13 protein-coding genes are annotated in these 16218 nt (G+C 66.2%); 7 read left to right on the top strand and 6 right to left on the bottom strand.

All coding sequences use genetic code 11. The features are described from left to right. Nucleotides 1-22: 22 nt before the first annotated feature. The 3 genes from AB0M22_RS29145 to AB0M22_RS29135 all read left to right on the top strand — a co-directional run bounded on the left by AB0M22_RS29145 (nt 23) and on the right by AB0M22_RS29135 (nt 2877). A complete protein-coding gene (locus tag AB0M22_RS29145) occupies nt 23-637 on the top strand; it encodes a TetR/AcrR family transcriptional regulator (protein WP_364733463.1) in 615 nt (204 codons plus the stop codon). Between the two features lie 151 nt (nt 638-788). Beyond that, nucleotides 789-1550 (top strand): hypothetical protein, encoded by a 762-nt coding sequence (locus AB0M22_RS29140; RefSeq protein WP_364733460.1) that lies wholly within the window; start codon nt 789-791, stop codon nt 1548-1550. Nucleotides 1551-1656: 106 nt separating this feature from the next. Then, nucleotides 1657-2877: a DUF418 domain-containing protein gene (locus tag AB0M22_RS29135; RefSeq protein WP_364733458.1), complete on the top strand. Its 1221-nt coding sequence runs from the start codon at nt 1657-1659 to the stop codon at nt 2875-2877. Nucleotides 2878-2885: 8 nt separating this feature from the next. On the opposite strand, the gene AB0M22_RS29130 is transcribed toward AB0M22_RS29135, so the two are convergent. Together AB0M22_RS29130 and AB0M22_RS29125 are read right to left on the bottom strand one after the other, a co-directional pair. Beyond that, on the bottom strand, nt 2886-3587 hold the full coding sequence (locus AB0M22_RS29130) for a hypothetical protein (protein WP_364733456.1): 702 nt from the start codon (nt 3585-3587) through the stop codon (nt 2886-2888). Beyond that, complete coding sequence (locus AB0M22_RS29125; protein ID WP_364733453.1) at nt 3584-4147, bottom strand: hypothetical protein; 564 nt, start codon at nt 4145-4147, stop codon at nt 3584-3586. Before AB0M22_RS29125 ends, AB0M22_RS29130 begins: the two co-directional genes overlap by 4 nt. Before the next feature lie 1062 nt (nt 4148-5209). Between AB0M22_RS29125 and AB0M22_RS29120 the strand changes: the two genes are divergently transcribed. Then, nucleotides 5210-5782, top strand: a complete 573-nt coding sequence (locus AB0M22_RS29120; RefSeq protein ID WP_364733450.1) for a TetR/AcrR family transcriptional regulator — start codon at nt 5210-5212, stop codon at nt 5780-5782. Further along, on the top strand, nt 5779-7170 hold the full coding sequence (locus tag AB0M22_RS29115) for an MFS transporter (protein ID WP_364733447.1): 1392 nt from the start codon (nt 5779-5781) through the stop codon (nt 7168-7170). Before AB0M22_RS29120 ends, AB0M22_RS29115 begins: the two co-directional genes overlap by 4 nt. Nucleotides 7171-7704: 534 nt before the next feature. On the opposite strand, the gene AB0M22_RS29110 is transcribed toward AB0M22_RS29115, so the two are convergent. The 3 genes from AB0M22_RS29110 to rox are packed head-to-tail and all read right to left on the bottom strand — an operon-like array spanning nt 7705 to nt 10609. Then, nucleotides 7705-8544, bottom strand: coding sequence for an alpha/beta hydrolase (locus AB0M22_RS29110; RefSeq protein WP_364733444.1), 840 nt, complete (start codon nt 8542-8544; stop codon nt 7705-7707). After that, complete coding sequence (locus tag AB0M22_RS29105; protein WP_364733441.1) at nt 8541-9128, bottom strand: WHG domain-containing protein; 588 nt, start codon at nt 9126-9128, stop codon at nt 8541-8543. The genes AB0M22_RS29110 and AB0M22_RS29105 overlap by 4 nt, the downstream gene beginning before the upstream one ends. Nucleotides 9129-9187: 59 nt before the next feature. Continuing rightward, complete coding sequence (rox, locus tag AB0M22_RS29100; protein WP_364733439.1) at nt 9188-10609, bottom strand: rifampin monooxygenase; 1422 nt, start codon at nt 10607-10609, stop codon at nt 9188-9190. A 214-nt stretch (nt 10610-10823) separates the two neighbouring features. On the opposite strand from rox, the gene AB0M22_RS29095 reads away from it, so the two are divergent. Continuing rightward, nucleotides 10824-11645 carry an alpha/beta hydrolase gene (locus tag AB0M22_RS29095; RefSeq protein ID WP_364733436.1) on the top strand — a complete coding sequence of 274 codons (822 nt, stop codon included), beginning with the start codon at nt 10824-10826 and terminating at the stop codon, nt 11643-11645. Nucleotides 11646-11785: 140 nt separating this feature from the next. On the opposite strand, the gene AB0M22_RS29090 is transcribed toward AB0M22_RS29095, so the two are convergent. Further along, nucleotides 11786-13390 (bottom strand): hypothetical protein, encoded by a 1605-nt coding sequence (locus tag AB0M22_RS29090; protein ID WP_364733434.1) that lies wholly within the window; start codon nt 13388-13390, stop codon nt 11786-11788. An 876-nt stretch (nt 13391-14266) separates the two neighbouring features. Here AB0M22_RS29090 and AB0M22_RS29085 point away from each other — a divergent pair. Beyond that, nucleotides 14267-15697, top strand: a complete 1431-nt coding sequence (locus tag AB0M22_RS29085) for an alpha-amylase family protein (protein WP_364733431.1) — start codon at nt 14267-14269, stop codon at nt 15695-15697. The last annotated feature ends 521 nt before the right edge of the window (nt 15698-16218 follow it).

The raw sequence follows: 16218 nt of genomic DNA, 5'->3' as shown, positions 1-16218 counted from the left end.
CGCGTCACTCAGGAGGTACCGAATGCCGTCGGCCGGCCGCCAGCTCGACCCACGTCGCAAGCCCCGGCAGGTGCGCGCGGAGCTCACCCGCGAACGCATCCTGACCGCTGCTGCTCACGTTTTCGCCGAGCACGGCTACGCCGCGGGTACCACCAACCGGATCGCCGAACGCGCCCGCATCTCCATCGGCTCGCTGTACCAGTACTTTCCGAACAAGGACGCGATCCTCGCCGAACTGCTGATCCAGCACGTCGATCGCGGCCGGTGGACCGAGGCCGACCAACTCGATCTATCCGCGGGAAGCCTGCCCGCGACAGTGCGGGCGCTGGTCCGCGACGCCATCGACAACCACGGGGACGACCCCCGGCTGCTGCGCATCATGATCGAGGAGGCGCCGCTGTCGCAGGAGCTGCTCGACACCGTCGATCGGCATGGCAAGCTGCGCGTCGGTCAGCTGCGCGAACTGCTCGCCCGGCACCCGGACGTGCGCGTGCGCGACCTCGACACCGCGGCGGAACTGATCCTGTTCACCGTCGAGATGAACACGCACAAACTCATGGCCGACCCGCGCGGCATCGCGATCGACGCGGTGGAGAACGAGCTGGTGGACATGGTGACCCGGTACCTGCGCGGCTGAATCCAGCGGCGCTACCCGCCGAGTCGGCAGGGTGTTCGCGCTGCCAACCACGGGTGTCGAGTAGCTGGTCACGGGGTATTCGAGTAGCCCGGCACTCGTGGCACAGCTGCCGAATGTTGGCACTGTGAGGGTGGCAAGGAAGGAGCTCACAATGAGTGCAATTCATATTCGCGCCCCCGGACACCATCATCAGCCCGGACTGGCAGGCGGTGCAGGTCTGCACAACATGGTCGTTTTCGGCACCGGCGTCGACTGCTACGTCTCGTATCGGCCGGCGTTCCAGGCGCCCTACAACTTCCAGATCCTGCTCGCCGTCGAACTGGACGAGCGCGGCAGCCGGGCCCTCGGCGCGGATCGGCGGATCGGTTACACCGACATCCATACCTTCGATCCCGAGGATTTCCCGGTCGCGGAGCTGGATCCGAATCGTGCGCGCCCGCGCCGAGCGTTCCACGGCACCCTGATCCGTGGCCGGCGCGAACGCGGCGGCATCGCGATCGCCACCGGCGTGCGCGCCACGGTGCGCGAGGTCGTCCACTTCGCCGAACTCGAACCGGACCGCGAACGCGCCCGCGGCCTGCTCACCCACATCTGCTTCGGACGGCCCGACCGGATGTATCTGGCGCACCACATCACTCGCCAACCCAGCTTCGATCAGATCGTCTCGGCCCGGCTCATCCCCGGAACCGTGACCGACCTGCTCGGCGAGCCGCTGGCCGACGAGGTCGCCGCGGCGGGTTTCACGCAGGCGCAACCGATTATCCTCGGGCAGCGCGAATTCACCGGTTCCCGGTTGCGTGCGGGGGAGTTGGCGGTCGCCGCATTCCCGGCCACTGCCGGTGGCGCACAAGGGTTTCTGGCCGAGATCGCGGTCGAACGGCAGATCTATCTGGAGGTCGCTGACCTCGCGTGAGCGATGTCAATACGCCGTAGGTCGCGGTCGCGGCCGCCAGAGGTCGGGGCGCGGGTCAGCCCGTCGACCGACGCGCAGGCCCGGCCTCGGCGGCTAATTTCGACACATGTCCGAATCGGTTGTCCCCGTCACGACGTCGGGTCGACGGATCGCCGAGGTCGATATTCTGCGCGGGTTCGCGCTGTTCGGCATCCTCGTCACCAATGTCATGGTCGCGACCATGCTGTGGTCGTTCGGCGGAACCGCCGACGACCCGCAGCTGCGCTTCGACGGACCGATCGACCACTTCGTCAGCGCGGTGGTCAACGGGCTGTTCGAGGGCCGGTTCTATCTGCTGTTCGCGTTCCTGTTCGGTTACTCGTTCACCTTGCAGATCGCGGCGGCGCAGCGCGCGGGCGCCTCGGCCAACGCGCGGTTGCTGCGGCGCTGCCTGGCCTTGCTGGCGATCGGGCTCGCCCACGTTTTCCTGCTGTGGATCGGCGAGATCCTCACCCTCTACGCCGTCCTGTGCCTGATCCTGATCCCGCTGAAGAAGCTGAAGCCGCGCACCGCCGTGATCACCGGGGTGATCCTGTACGTGCTGTGGTGCGGCTGGGCGTTCCTGCCGAGTGACACCCCCGACGACGGAATGAAGGCGCTGGCCGGCCTTTTCGACCTGCAACGGATCCACGACGGATACAACGGCAGCTTCGGCGACACGTTCGCCGATCAGATGTGGCTGGCACCCATCTTCATCGCGCTGATCTGGTTCACCCAGGGCGTGACCAGCTTCGCCATGTTCCTGCTCGGCATGGCGGCAGGCAAGCGCGAGCTGCTCACCGATCGAGAGACGTTGCGGCGCTGGGCGCCTCGGGTACTCGCCGGCGGTCTGACGATCGGCCTGCCGGTCTCGGCGGTGACCTTCGCCGCAACGATGCAATGGTTCACCCCGCCCACCATCTGGGCCGGCGTGCAACAGCTCGTCAATCCGCTGATGACCTTCGCCTACATGGCCGGCATCATCTGCCTCACCCAATCGCCGCGGACCGCTCCCTTCATCAGCCGGCTCGCTCCGGCCGGGCGGATGGCGGCATCGAACTACATCGGCCAATCCATCGTCCTCATGGTGATCTACACCGGCTACGGATTCGCCCTGGCCGACAAGATCCCACCGGCCGGCGTCATCGCCATCGCCCTACTCACCTACGCCGCTCAACTCGCCCTGAGCACGTGGTGGTTGCGCAACCACCGATACGGACCGGTCGAGTGGGCCCTGCGCTCCGCGACGTACTTGTCGATCCCGGAGTGGAAGCGTCACCCGGAACGGGTTCCAGCGCAAGTAGATTGAGCGTCAGGTCAGCGAGTCGCCGTCGACAGTTTGCCGAAGGTCGATTCGAGGATCTTCGCGTTCTCGTCGACAACACTGCTGCTGATCTCGCCGCTCAACCCGGTAATGGTGACTCGCGCGCCGGCAGTTGCCTCGGACGGTCGGCCGATCATGCGCTGCTGCACGAAATGCGCGATGTTGCCGGAGCGAGTACCGCCGACCACCGATTCGCTGACGCCGGTGATTCGGTATCCGACGTACGCCATTCCTTTTTGCGGCTCGAGCCCGGCCGGTGTCGAGATTTCGAAGGAAATACGCTGGCTATCGGATTCGGCGACTATCGATTTACATCTGCCCACGAGATCACTCAGGACAGCCAAATCCGGGTCCGGCTCTGGTATCTCCACCAAATACGCCACTGCGACATCGTTGTTCGCCAGACCGGTCGCCGCATGTCGACCGGTGACGGTAGTAGCGACCAGTGGACGGCACGCTTCGTTGTCGAGCGTCATCGCGGAAAGACTGTCGTCGCCCTGCGTGCCGGTGGTCGTCGGCGGGGACGTGACCCGATACCCGGCCGGAAACTCCGCAGGTTGCGGAAGGAACTGAACCAGATCGGCGGGCGTCGCCTGAGCGCTCGATCCCTGGCTGCCACAGCCGGTGACAACTGCGAGCGTCACCGACAGGATCATCACCGTGCCCCCGCCGCGAATGCACCCTTGCCGCGTCATATCGCCTCCATGGGATCAGGAATCGAGGGAGTCCATTCGATGGAACGCATCAGATCGCTCAGGTCATCGTAGGAGATGTCCTTCCATTGACTGGCCGGTCCCGGAATCGGATATCCCTGACCGCCGGGCAGGGGCATGTTCAAAACCTGCTGCTGAATCTGGTACTGCGGTGTCCACAGCACAATAATCTTCCCGTTGTAGTTCACGAGGTATGACGGAGTAAGGCTGACGAGTCGCACCCGGTACGAGATGCCGGTCTGCACGTTTCCACTCGGCACCGACCACTGCGGTTTCCATGGCGACCAGTCCGAGGTGTAGTAGTCCGCGTCGACCGCCGTCTTGGGTTGCGGAGGTAACGCGATCCGCTCGAAGTTCGGCGCGTCGGGATCCGGGAATGGTTCGTCGGTCTGCTGGGAGTACAAGCGGACTATCGAAGGAGACGTCAGGATCGGCACGTCATCCTTGGCGAAGACGACGCCGGGCAGGTCGGAAGAACGCCCGAACCGGCGCCTCCGCAGGGCCGGGGCGAGAAATGCCGCCGCACCGGCCAGAAGCAGCAATGGTATTCGACGGTTCGACTCGGTGTTGTCAGTCGAGACCGCGGACGGAGGTGGTGCCGTCGAGCTTTCCGGAGAGGTAGGCGCCGTCGACGGTGCCACGGGAGCGGTCGCCTCTGCCGAAGGAATCTCAGGGATTGAATTCGGCGGAGGTGGCGCCGGAACCTGCGCAGGTTCAGACGGTGGTAGGTCGGGGATCTGCGGCGGAGCCGCGATGCCTGGCGGCGTGGGGTTTTCGGCACCGGGTACCGGCACGATCGGGGTCCCGTTGCCCGGCGCGACGGGCGGTGGGATGAGCGCGCCGGCGCCGCTACTGCTGGGCGGTTGGCCGGGCATCGCCGGAGCCGGCAGGGGTGGTGGCGTGGCCGGCGGTCCCGGGGGTGGTGTCTGCGGGAGCGTCGGGGTGTCGATGCAAGGCCATCCGGGGTGCATCTGCTGCCACTCCGCGCACGGGACCGCCGATGCGGAAGGTGTTGCGAAGGAAGCGAATCCGATACCGATACCTACGACTGCGGTCGCGAAGGTGGTCGCTGCCAGCTTGATGATCGGCCGCGGCCGGTTCACCGGCCCGACTGTCGATCGCCTCGTCACCGCAGGAATCCCCTCCACTAACAGTAAACTTCCAGCAAACTTCTACATCGCCAGACTGGCACGGGGTCCGCTGTCGCAACAGGTGAATGAGACGCCCATCACGGGACGGCGCGAATGGCGCGGCAGTCACAGCCTTCGGGAGGTTGTGTCAAAGATGTTCTCGCACCGCGCGATCCACGACTGCTCGATCGGCCGCGACGGTCAACCGCCAATGGTCGCGTATCCAGATCGTTACGTTGGCCGAGAGGTGGTTGGTTCCGCAGGTTCCAATGATCCGCCCGCGTGCGCGCGGATCATTGCAGCCTGCGGCCGTGTGCACCCACGAAGGGTCAGGGTTGTGGGGGCCGTTGTCGGACAGTGTAATTGGTGATCGGATGGTTTGAAGCGTGATCATCCACTGAGGCTTTGGCCGGTCCGTTGCGGTGGATCGATGTCACATTTTGTTAGTAGTTAGTAACTGGTAACTTAGCGCTCATGGCGGAGCGGATGAGCGGGGTCGAGCGGCGGAGTCAGGTGCTGGCTATTGCGGCGAAGGAGTTCGCGGAGCACGGGTTGCACGGGGCGTCTACGGAGGCGATCGCGCGGGAGGCGGGGATTACGCAGGCGTACATCTTTCGGATGTTCGGGACGAAGAAGGCGTTGTTCCTGGAGTTGGTTCAGGCGGCGTTCGAGCGGGTCAGCGACGGGATGCGGGCGGCGGGCGAGGGGAATACGGGGCTGGACGCGTTGTCGATGATGGGCGCGCAGTACTTCGATCTGCTGGCCGATCGGACCGGATTGTTGTTGCAGCTCCAGGGTTTTGCCGCGTGTGGGGATCCGGAGGTGCGGGATGCGGTGCGGGCGTGTTTCGCTCAGCTGTGGGGCGCGACCGAGGAGGGCACCGGGCTCGAGCCGGTGACGGTCAAGACGTTCCTCGCGTTCGGGATGCTGTTGAACGCGGGCGCCGCGATGGGTATCGAGCAGGTCGACGGGGCGTGGGCGGAGGGAGTTCGCACCCGGATTCAGCCGGGTCTGTTCGCGCACATCACCACCGAGACGAACCGATGAACACCCGCAGCGATGTCGCCGTTCAGCAGGACGGACGGCTGGGCATCGCACTGGTCGGTACGGCGTTGGCGGGAGCGGTGGTCGGCAGCGTCGGCGCGCCGCTGATCACGCCGGTCGCCACAGGAATGCATGTGTCGCTGAATGCGGCGCAGTGGACGTTGACCATCACGCTGTTCAGCGGAGCGATCGCGGGCCCGGTGCTCGGCCGGCTCGGTAGCGGGCCGTATCGGCGGGTCACGATCCTGGCCACGCTTGCTCTGGTCACGGCGGGCGGGCTGTTGACGGTGTTGCCGCTTCCGTTCGCGGCGTTGCTGATCGGGCGTGGATTTCAAGGGCTCGCGGTCGCGGTCGGGGCGTTGTTGATGAGCGTTGCCCGCACACACCTGCCGCCGGAGCGGTCGGCGTCGACGATCGCGGCGATATCGGTCGCGTCGACGGTAGGCATCGGGGTCGGCTACCCGGCGATCAGCTTGCTCGACCAACTCGCAGGCCTGCGCGCGGCGTACGGACTCGGACTCCTGCTGTCGGTGGCCGCGCTGGTCATCGCCTGGCGAACACTTCCCGTCGAAGCACCCGGCCGGCTGCCCCGAATCGATGTCACCGGCGCGCTGCTCCTCGCAGTCGGCACCCTCGGGATCCTGCTCGTCGTCGCCGAGCCGTCGATGTGGGCGAACGCGTGGCTGGCCGGTGGCATCCTCGCCGGTGCCATCGCGATCCTGGCCATGTGGGCATTCGTCGAATTGCGCAGCACTGCACCATTGGTGAACCTGCGACTCCTCGGTCACGCACCCGTTCTCCGCGCGAACCTGGCGATACTGGTGGCCGGGGGCGGTTTGTATCTGCTGTTCAGCCTGTTCACCCGCTATGTGCAGACCCCGGCCGGCGCCCACTACGGATTCGCCCTTCCCGGTGTCGCCGCGGGTGCGGCGCTGATCCCGTTCTCACTACTCGGATTCGTTGCGGGGAAAGCGGTGCCGCGACTCATCGCGCGCATCGCCGAACGTCGGACGTACGCACTCGCGGTCGTCATCGCCGTCACCAGCGCAGTGCTGTTCACCGTCGCCAGCGGGTCACTACTCGCTGTCCTCGCCGCAATCGCCCTGCTCGGCTTCGCCGTAGGCGGCGTCTTCGCGGTGATGCCCAAACTCGTCCTCGTCGGTGTGCCACACGAAGAGACGGCCAGCGTGCTCTCGATCAACCAAATCGCCCGCAGCATCGGCATGAGCATCGGCAGCGCGGTCGCAGGGTTCCTGCTCGCCGCCAACACCCCGACCGGCGCAGTCTTCCCCGCCCAGAACGGATACGTCACCGCAGCACTATGGGCACTACCCCCGCTCGCCGTCAGCGCCCTCATCATCGCCACGAACAGACCAACTCGAGCATCCTGACCGAGTCGATGCGCAGGACGAAGCGGCCGGCAAGCGCGGCCCGCCGGAGCAACAAGAACTACCGACGATGTCCGGTCATCACGACAGTGCCGGGATGACTTCGGTGATGCTCGCGGCACATTTTGCCGACCGGGGGCGCCACAGGTCCAGGAGAGACAGGCCGCACGTCCGAGCGTCCCGTGGCAGATAGTGCACCCGCACCTTCAGCAGTTGGTCGGCGAACTCAGCCAGCTCCCCGGCGAAGCCAACATGGCCACTGAGGAACTCCGTCAACACGGGCGCCGACTCGCGACACCTAGCGCACTCGCGCCGCGAGCAGGATCTCCAGTAGGAGGACGCGAACTCGGTAAGGACTTTGATGGAACCGCGATAGCAGCCGGGGAATGCAGCCGCCGGGGCGGCGACACGCGACAGTTGGGGCGCTCGTGCCGTGAGCTACAGGTCCAGCACTCAGACAGCGGAGCGGATAAGCGGTTCGGCGAAACCGGCATGCCCACTATCGGATTCGGCCGGCTCGGGCGTTGGCCGAGCCGGCTACGGCACTCGCGCCGCGAGCAGGAGGTCCAATAGTTGGGCGGCGAATTCGGTCGGCGCTTCGGTGAAACCGCTGTGGCCGCCGGGGAATTCGGTGAGGGGGAGATGTAGGCGGTCGGCGAGGGTGGCGGCGGGGCGGTGGGGGAGGTGGCCGCGAGTTTCTTTGCCCGCGGCGAGGATCAGGCGATCGGTGTGGGTGGCGAGGGTGCGTTCGTCGGGGAGGTAGGCGGTGATGGGGCGGAGTTCGTGGGCCATCATCAGGGCGGCGTTGGCGTGAAGGCGGTGGATCATTTCCGCGGCACGAGGCGGCAGGTCGGCCGGATTCGGCATGGGCTTCATGGTTCCGCCGATGCCTTCCATGAAACGTGCACCCGCGACGGCGACTCCCTCTGTGCGGAACAGGGTGTAGACCTCGTCGATGAACACCTTCTGTTCGGCGGCGTCAGGAAGTATTGCGAAGCAAGGTGGTTCGTGGGCGACGACCAAACGGAGACGCTCGGGGTGGTGGGCGAGGAGGTCGAGAGCGACGACGGCACCACCACTTCCACCGAAGACGTAAGCGTCTTCGCCTGCGGGAGTCAGGGTTTCAATCAATCGATAGGCGTCGTCCCGTTGCACCGCGACCTGCTGATCAACCGGCTCAACGGAATCGAGGGTGCTGCGCGAGTAGCCGCGCGGGTCGAGCGTGACAACGGTGAACTGCGCGGCCAGGGTATCGGCGATCGGATCGAACACGGCCGCATCACCACCACTACCCGGCAGCAGTAGCAACACAGGTCCGTCGCCGCGCACCTCGTAGTAGAGCGACGCGCCGGGAACCTTCAGGGTCTCAGATCTCATTGCTGTTCCTTGTCCTTGACCGGCCACTGCTCGAGCGTGACGTGCAGGACGTCGATGATGCGCGCCCACGAGGCGGTGGTGTCGCGCGAATGTCCGAAGCCACCGGTCGCCTCGAGCGCGGCGTATCCGTGAAAGGTGCTGCGCAGCAACCGAACCGCGTCGGTGAGGTCGGGTTCGGTCAGACCGTAGGCGCGCAGCATGCTGTAGGTGAGTTCGATGCCGCGCAGCGCACTCGGATCGACGTCGATGATCCCGGGTGCCGCCGGCGTTTGAGTCGCGGCGTAGCGCCCCGGGTACTGCAACGCATACTCACGCCAGGCATTCGCGAACGCGGCGAGCGCGTCACGGCCGGCTCGCCCCGCGACGGCACTCGCGATCAGGTCGGTCTTCTCGATCGCGGCGAGCATGGTGACTCGCGCGCGGAGTTCCTGAAGGTTCTTGACGTGCGAGTAGAGACTGGCGTCCTTGACCCCGAACTTCTTGGCCAACGCCGACATCGTCACGTTGTCGAAGCCGATCTCATCGGCGAGATCGGCCGCGGCACGGGTGATCCGCTCGGCGGTCAGCCCGGCTCGTGCCATCATGTGCGCCTCCATAACCTAGTGTCCCTAGTTTATAAACTAGGGACACTAGGTTTGGCAACTCAGTCGGCCGCGCCGAACCACCTCGCCAGCGTCCCGTCCAGCTCCTGCTGATCCTCGCCGACCCACGCCACATACCCGTCCGGCCGCAACAGCACCGCGGGCACCTCCAGTTCCTCGCTCACGTCGACCACGCAATCGACCCGATCCGTCCAGCCCGCCACCGAAAGCCGGCCCGTCTGATCGAGCAACAACCCTCGACCGTCCCGCATCAGCTCATACAGCCGCCCCCGCTTCAACCCCACATCCCGCAGCCGCCGCCCGAGCAGCGCATGCCCGTCACCGAAGTCGTACCGAACCCCGACCGCGATGATCATCTCGGTCAGAAACCGGCTCACCTCCTCGAAGTCCATCAGCCGCGCCACCAGCCGCCGCACCGCCTGCGCGCCCGGCTCGAGCGACAGCAACTCCATCTGCGCCCGCGTGTTGTCGAGCACGTCGGCCGCCACCGGATGCCGTTCGTTCTGATAGCTGTCCAGCAACCCTGCCGGCGCCCAGCCGTTGATCTCGGCAGCCAGTTTCCAGCCGAGGTTGAACGCGTCCTGAATACCGAGATTGAGCCCCTGCCCACCCATCGGCGGATGGACATGCGCCGCATCGCCGGCCAGCAGCACTCGGTCGACCCGATAACGCTCGGCCTGCCGCGTGGCATCACCGAAACGCGACAACCACCGCGGTGAATGCGCACCGAAATCGGTGCCCGCGGCCGCCACCAACTGCTGTTTCATCTCCTCGAAGGTCGGCGGCGTCCGACGGTCCTCGGCGACCTCCGCGGCCGGCGCGACGACCCGAAACACCCCGTTCCCCAACGGCATTGCACCGAACCGCAGCTGAGTCTTGCGGACTTCGGCGTTCACCTCGTTGATCGTCGCCAACGACGCGGTCAACTCCATCTCGCCCAGCAACGTGTCGACCCGGCTCGGCTCGCCGGGAAACTCGACACCGAGCAACTTACGCACCGTGCTGCGCCCACCATCGCAACCGACGAGATAGCGCGACCGCAACCGCGTGCCATCGGCCACCTCGACACTCACCCCGTCCGCGTCCTGACTCAGCCCGACCACCTCACACCCACGCCGGATCTCGGCACCGAGTTCGACGGCATGCTCGGTCAGCAGGCGCTCGGTGATCGGTTGCGCGATGCTGAGGACATACGGATGCGCGGTATCCAGCGGCCCGGTCGGCTTACGGATACCGGCGAAGAAACCATTCAGCGGATGCTGGGTACCGAGCTCGAGGAACCGCTCCAGCAGACCGCGCTGATCCATGATCTCGATGCTGCGCGCATGCAGACCCAGCGCACGGACCACCTCGGTCGGCGCCGCCTCCTTCTCCAGCACGAGCACCTCCACCCCGCGCAGCCGCAATTCCGCGGCCAGCATCACGCCGGTCGGTCCACCACCGGCAATGATCACGTCAAGCATGCAATCTCCCATCATTTCCGCAGGTTGTGGCGTCGGCCGATCATTGTGCGGCACCACCCGGGTCTTGCCGCAAGCCCCCATGTGCGATATATGTTGAAGTGGGACAAGGAGTGCATGCGCTTCTTGTCTTCGCTGTTTCCGGCGGGCCGATGAGTTTCGAACGCGCACACCGTCGACAGTCATGAGCACCCAGCTCTGTTGCAGAGGAGAACTCATGACCCAGACCTCGTCCGTCACCACCCACACACTCGACGTCCCGGGCGCCCACCTGTACTACGAGCTGCGCGGCAGCGGACCGCTGATCGCCATGGTCGGCGCGCCGATGCCCGCCGCGTCCTTCGCCCCGGCCGCTGAACTGCTCGCCACCGACCACACGGTGCTCACCATGGACCCGCGCGGACACCAGAACAGCGTCCTCGACGACCCCGAACAGGACTCCACCCCGGAACTCCGCGCCGACGACCTGGCCCGAATCCTGACCCACCTCGACGCGGGCCCGGCAGTGGTCTTGGGTTCCAGCGGCGGCGCGGTCACCACGCTGGCGCTGGTCCAGGCGCACCCGGAACTGCTCAGCACCGCCATCGCCCACGAGCCCCCGCTCAACCTCGTGCTCGACAACCACGCCGAATTGCGCGCCGGGACAGACGATCTCGTCGCCACCTACGCCAGCGGTGACGTGCTCGGCGCCTGGCGCAAGTTTTTCGCAAGCGCCAACATCGAGATGCCGGAGCCGATGCTCGAGCAGATGTTCGGCGGCGACCGCGCGCCGGCCGATGTTGCGAGCGAGCGCTTCTGGTACCTGCACGAGATCGAGGGAACCAGTTGGTGGGCACCGGATCTCGCGGCGTTGGCCGCGACCCCGGTCCGGGTGGTGGCCGGTATCGGCGAGGCTTCGGCGAACGAGTTCTGCGATCAGACGACGCGGGCGCTGGCCGCGAAGATCGGCATCGAGCCGACCCTGTTCCCGGGCGGGCACGTCGGATTCGTCGAGGACCCAGCCGCTTTCGTGAACCGGTTGCGTGAAGTGCTGGGTTGAGCGTCATCGAGTGTCGGTGACGCCCTGGACGGCGGCGCTGCCCTCACCGCCGTCCAGGACGCGGACCGGGCGACCTGATGAGGGCAAGGCCGCCCGGCGTCACCGCCCACGTCGTCCGGCACGCGGGCACTGACGTTCTTTTAGGTGAGACCCCGGATGAATTCGGCCAGGTACTGCCCGCTGTAATCCGGCTTGCCGTTGTTCTGCACCGCGGCCGCGCCGATCGTATCGATGTGGGTATAGCCCGGCAGGGTCTCTACCTGTGCGGTCGGCGGGGTCGGCACCCAGGTGCCCACGCCGTACTGCACGACGCTGTCACCGGCGAAGGCGACGAAGTTCGGCTTCGTGCGACTCATGTTGTGGTACCGCAGATTCACCATGTCACCGCTGCGCGCGCCGGTGAGGCCCGCGCCGAGATCGATGATCATGCGCAGCGGAAAGTAGGTCTCCCAGTAGGCCGTTGGCGCGCCGGTGCCCAATTGCCTTGCCACCTCGTGGATGTCGGCGGTCTCCCGGTTCGGTGCGGTCCACGGGACGCCGACCACGTCGTTGTAGTTGCGCCAGGTGTAGAGCGCGGTCCGGTCGGTCGGCGCGACGCGAGTCTGCGGGCCCGCGCTGATCCGCAGGTAGTTGCCCAGCACCGGAATCTGGGTCGCCCCGCCGCCGTTCGGGAACGTCTTCTCCTGCACCGGACCGCCGGACAGCGCGCCGACGCCCTGCTGCAGCAGCGCGAAATTGCCGGAGTTGTTGTCGATGAACGTGCCGAGCAACGCCGCGTTGGTGAACCGGTAGTCGCGGATGGTGCCTTCCCCGTCGGCGCCGCCGGTCGCCACCGCGGCCCAGCTCTGGCCGAACATGGTGGTGAGCGTCGCCTCGACCTCGGGATCGTGCAGGTGCGCGAGCAGTTGGCTCTCCTCGTCCGGCGCGAGATGCGCCGCGAGCCCGGCCAACCGATAGAGCACCATCGCCTTCGTGCCGATCACCGGAACCGGGCCGAGGGTGCGCATCGGCAGCACGCCGCTGTCGAAACCGGCCTTCAGCACGTTGTTCGTCGGGCTCATGATGGCGTCGGTGATGTCGTGGAAGAACGGGGTGTTCTGGATCGCGGCCGGATCCGAGGAGACCATCGTGTCCTGGGCGGCGAACGCGGCGCACTGGTTGTAGCCGGCGTCGGCCTGGGTGGCCGGGTTGCCGTCGAAGTCCCAGTCCGAGAAGAGGCCGGTGACCATTCCGCCCATCGAAATGCCGGTGCACACGTACTTGTGTTGCCGCTCGGCCTGATCCGGCATCTCGTGCAGCATGATCTCGTACTGGTCCCGGATCACCCGCTCGACGCCGATCGAATCCAGGATCGGCAGGTCCTGCGAGGCCTTGAAACCGGGGAAGGTGCGACCGCCGATCGGCTTGCCGTTGAAGTAGTAGTCGACCGCGTCCAGATAATTCCCGGTCTGCAAGGCGTAGTCGAAGCCCGCTGTCTCATCCAAGCAGGACCCGCGCCGCGCCAGCGACCAGAACTCGATGTTGCGCCCGAGCGACTTCGCCGACCGCACCGTGTTGCCCGCCACGCCCTCGGAATTGACTGCGCCACCGGCCAATCCCTGCTGCTGCACGACCACCGCGTCGGCCTCGCGCGAATTCTCCGGCCCGCCGACCGGCCGATACCGCAGATACCCGGTGCGATCGCAAGCCTCCGGATGCGCGGGCGCACTCGCCGGCAACGGCAACCGGAAACTGACGTACGACACCGCGATTCCATCGCGCGTCGCAATCGGCTGCTCCTGCCGATCCGTCGCCACCGAAGCGGGCGGCACATCGGCGGCCGCCGATCCCGGCGGTAACAAACCGGCGGCCACCACCGACATCACCACCGTTGCCGCCCAACCATTTCGGCGCTCCCCGCGCCCCCACCCCTGTTGTACCGACCGTCCGAGACGCCGCGCCGCAATTCTCACGCTGAGTGACGTTGCCATGCAATGCGACCCACGTCACTGGGAGATTTGTCAGGAGATCCGGGCGGCGTTCATGCAGTTCGCCAAGATCGCCGCGGGTTGACGCCGACGAAAGTCCCCCCGGCCCAGACGGTCCCAGCGGCATTGCTGCTCGATAGCGAAGTGGTCACCCTGGTATGCAGCTCGGGGCACCGTCCCCTCGACAGCACACGGCTGTCGACCGAAGTGGCTCCCGTTTCAATCGATCCGCGGAATTGTTCAGCCCCAGCTCGCCGTAGACTCCGATGACCACCCGCGCATCGCAACTGACTCAGCGGTGCACGAGACATCACCCGAGCCGAGCCAGCCCTCCGGCGATGCCTGCCGCCGGCGAACCCGGTACGCCACGCCTCGATAGGGACCTGGTCGCGGAAAAGTGCGAGTGGGCCCAACACCATGCCCCGCTCGACGAACAGGCGGCCGCCGAGTGGGACATGAGGGCGGCGAAACACGAGTAGACGTGTACTCATGTCCCGTTCGAGGAAGATGGTTACCGAGTGGGACGTGGCAGCGGCGCGCAACCTCGGCCAACTCCATCCGGGTAACGCCGGCGAGTGACCCGACGTCTGGCGGTTCGGCGCGTCGGGGCGGATGAGGAGTCTGGTGAATCGGGCCCTCGGATACAGTCGGCGCATGTTCCGCGTATGCGTGTTCGCGCTGGTCACTGCGGTGACGACGACATGGGTTCCGGGTGAGGCGGTTGCTGAGGAGCCGGGTGGGCGGGACGTGATTGCGCAGATGTTCGGGTGGAATTGGCGGTCTATCGGGCGGGAGTGTCAGACGACGCTGGGGCCGCTGGGGTATAGCGCGGTGCAGACTTCGCCGCCGGAGGAGCATTCGGTGTGGCCGGAGAAGGGGTTTCCTTGGTGGCAGGGGTACTCCGCGGTGTCCTACAAGTTGGAGAGTCGCTTCGGTACGCGGGATGAGTTGGCGGCGATGGTGCGTAGCTGCCATGAGTCGGGTGTGCAGGTGTACATCGATGCGGTGATCAACAATATGTCGGCGTTGGAGGGGTGTGGGGTCGGTAGTGGGCTCACACCGTATTGCCACGAGTTGTATCCGGCGGTGCCGTACACCGAGCGCGACTTTCATCATTGCGGCACGCCGGGGAACACCGTCGCGAACCTCGCGGACCGCTACCAGGTCTTCAACTGCCAGTCGTTCAACGGGGCAGACCTCGCGACCGGCGACGACTCCGTCCGCGACCGCATCGCCGGCTACCTCAACGACCTGCTCTCCCTCGGCGTCGACGGCTTCCGTGTCGACTCGGCCAAATACATTGCGCCAGAAGACCTTGCCGCGATCGAACAGCGCCTGACCCGACCGGCCTACGTCTACCAAGAGGTCATCTACGGCTGGCAAGAAGCCGTGCAACCCGAGGAGTACCTCGCCACGGGAGCCGTCATGGACCTCCGCTACGCAGGCACCCTGAGCGCCATCTTCCGCCAAGGCCGCCTAGCCGGCCTCCGAACCTTCAGCTCGGCACTGCCGTCGGACAAATCCGTAGTCTTCGTCGCCAACCACGACACCGAACACCAAGGCACCACCCTCACCTACGCCGACCGCGACCGCTACACGCTAGCCAACGCGTTCATGCTCGCCTGGCCCTACGGCCGCCCAAAAGTGCTGAGCGGCTACGCATTCAGCTCCTACGACGAAGCGCCCCCGTCCGACCCGCTCGGACGCGCCACCGACGCCCACTGCGGCGACGGCCACTGGCAATGCGAACACGCCTGGCCCGGCATCGGCCCCATGGTCGCCTTCCACCAACAGGTCCAAGGCCAGCCGGTAGTCGACTGGTCCGACAACGGCGGCAACCGCATCGCCTTCGGCCGAGGCGCCGAGGGCTACCTCATCCTCAACGGCGAAGACTTCCCAGCCACCGACACCACCTACCAAACCTCCCTCCCCGCAGGCCGCTACTGCGACGTTATGCACGGCACCGTCCAGTCCGACACCTGCACCGGCCCGACCTACCAGATCGACAACGCCGGTTTGCTCCACACCGACGTCGCCCCCCAATCCGGGCTCGCACTCCACACCGGTGCCGTCATCCCCGACTAACGGTCCGACCACGCGCACGGATAGTCGCGAATCACACCGGGGGCCCCTTCTCTGAGTAGCGGCCAAACATTCTGTGTACCAACAGCTCTGACGCTCATTCAGGTTCTCGACTCCGAATGAGCCGCAAGTCGCGCCGGTTGGACATCTGCGCGTGCCACCACAGGGATGCCAGCCAGCGATATGTCAGTCGGCGCACGAGTGACCGCATCTTGGTTGAGCAGCGGCACACCACGACGAACCTCTCGAGGACGCGGCCACCAGACGCCACTCGTCAATCTGCCTCCACCTGATCATGCTGCCGCCGACCGGCCGCGGAATTATCCTCGCCCACCTAGACACCACAGAGGACTCACCCGCGTCGTGGCACCATCATGTCCCGTTCGGCGCACCGCACTTGATCGACCGGGACATGACGGGACATGATGGTGCGCCCCACCCATGATTCGTCTCACTCAGGTCCCGCTCGGCGCATCACACCTCATCGAATGGGGCATGACGGCGGCACACCTGTGTTTCGCCTC

It is taken from the genome of Nocardia sp. NPDC051756 (assembly GCF_040681495.1).
Classification (GTDB): Bacteria; Actinomycetota; Actinomycetes; order Mycobacteriales; family Mycobacteriaceae; genus Nocardia.
The sequence above is the reverse complement of the archived record's forward strand: the minus strand, read 5'-3'. Positions and strand labels throughout refer to the sequence as shown.

Excerpts from the sequence above, each read along its gene's own strand:
- rox (WP_364733439.1), bottom strand. The coding sequence starts at position 10,609 with ATGCTTGACGTGATCATTGCCGGTGGTGGACCGACCGGCGTGATGCTG.
- AB0M22_RS29140 (WP_364733460.1), top strand. The coding sequence starts at position 789 with ATGAGTGCAATTCATATTCGCGCCCCCGGACACCATCATCAGCCCGGA.
- AB0M22_RS29085 (WP_364733431.1), top strand. The coding sequence starts at position 14,267 with ATGTTCCGCGTATGCGTGTTCGCGCTGGTCACTGCGGTGACGACGACA.
- AB0M22_RS29120 (WP_364733450.1), top strand. The coding sequence starts at position 5,210 with ATGGCGGAGCGGATGAGCGGGGTCGAGCGGCGGAGTCAGGTGCTGGCT.
- AB0M22_RS29145 (WP_364733463.1), top strand. The coding sequence starts at position 23 with ATGCCGTCGGCCGGCCGCCAGCTCGACCCACGTCGCAAGCCCCGGCAG.
- AB0M22_RS29130 (WP_364733456.1), bottom strand. The coding sequence starts at position 3,587 with ATGACGCGGCAAGGGTGCATTCGCGGCGGGGGCACGGTGATGATCCTG.
- AB0M22_RS29135 (WP_364733458.1), top strand. The coding sequence starts at position 1,657 with ATGTCCGAATCGGTTGTCCCCGTCACGACGTCGGGTCGACGGATCGCC.
- AB0M22_RS29095 (WP_364733436.1), top strand. The coding sequence starts at position 10,824 with ATGACCCAGACCTCGTCCGTCACCACCCACACACTCGACGTCCCGGGC.
- AB0M22_RS29105 (WP_364733441.1), bottom strand. The coding sequence starts at position 9,128 with ATGATGGCACGAGCCGGGCTGACCGCCGAGCGGATCACCCGTGCCGCG.
- AB0M22_RS29110 (WP_364733444.1), bottom strand. The coding sequence starts at position 8,544 with ATGAGATCTGAGACCCTGAAGGTTCCCGGCGCGTCGCTCTACTACGAG.
- AB0M22_RS29115 (WP_364733447.1), top strand. The coding sequence starts at position 5,779 with ATGAACACCCGCAGCGATGTCGCCGTTCAGCAGGACGGACGGCTGGGC.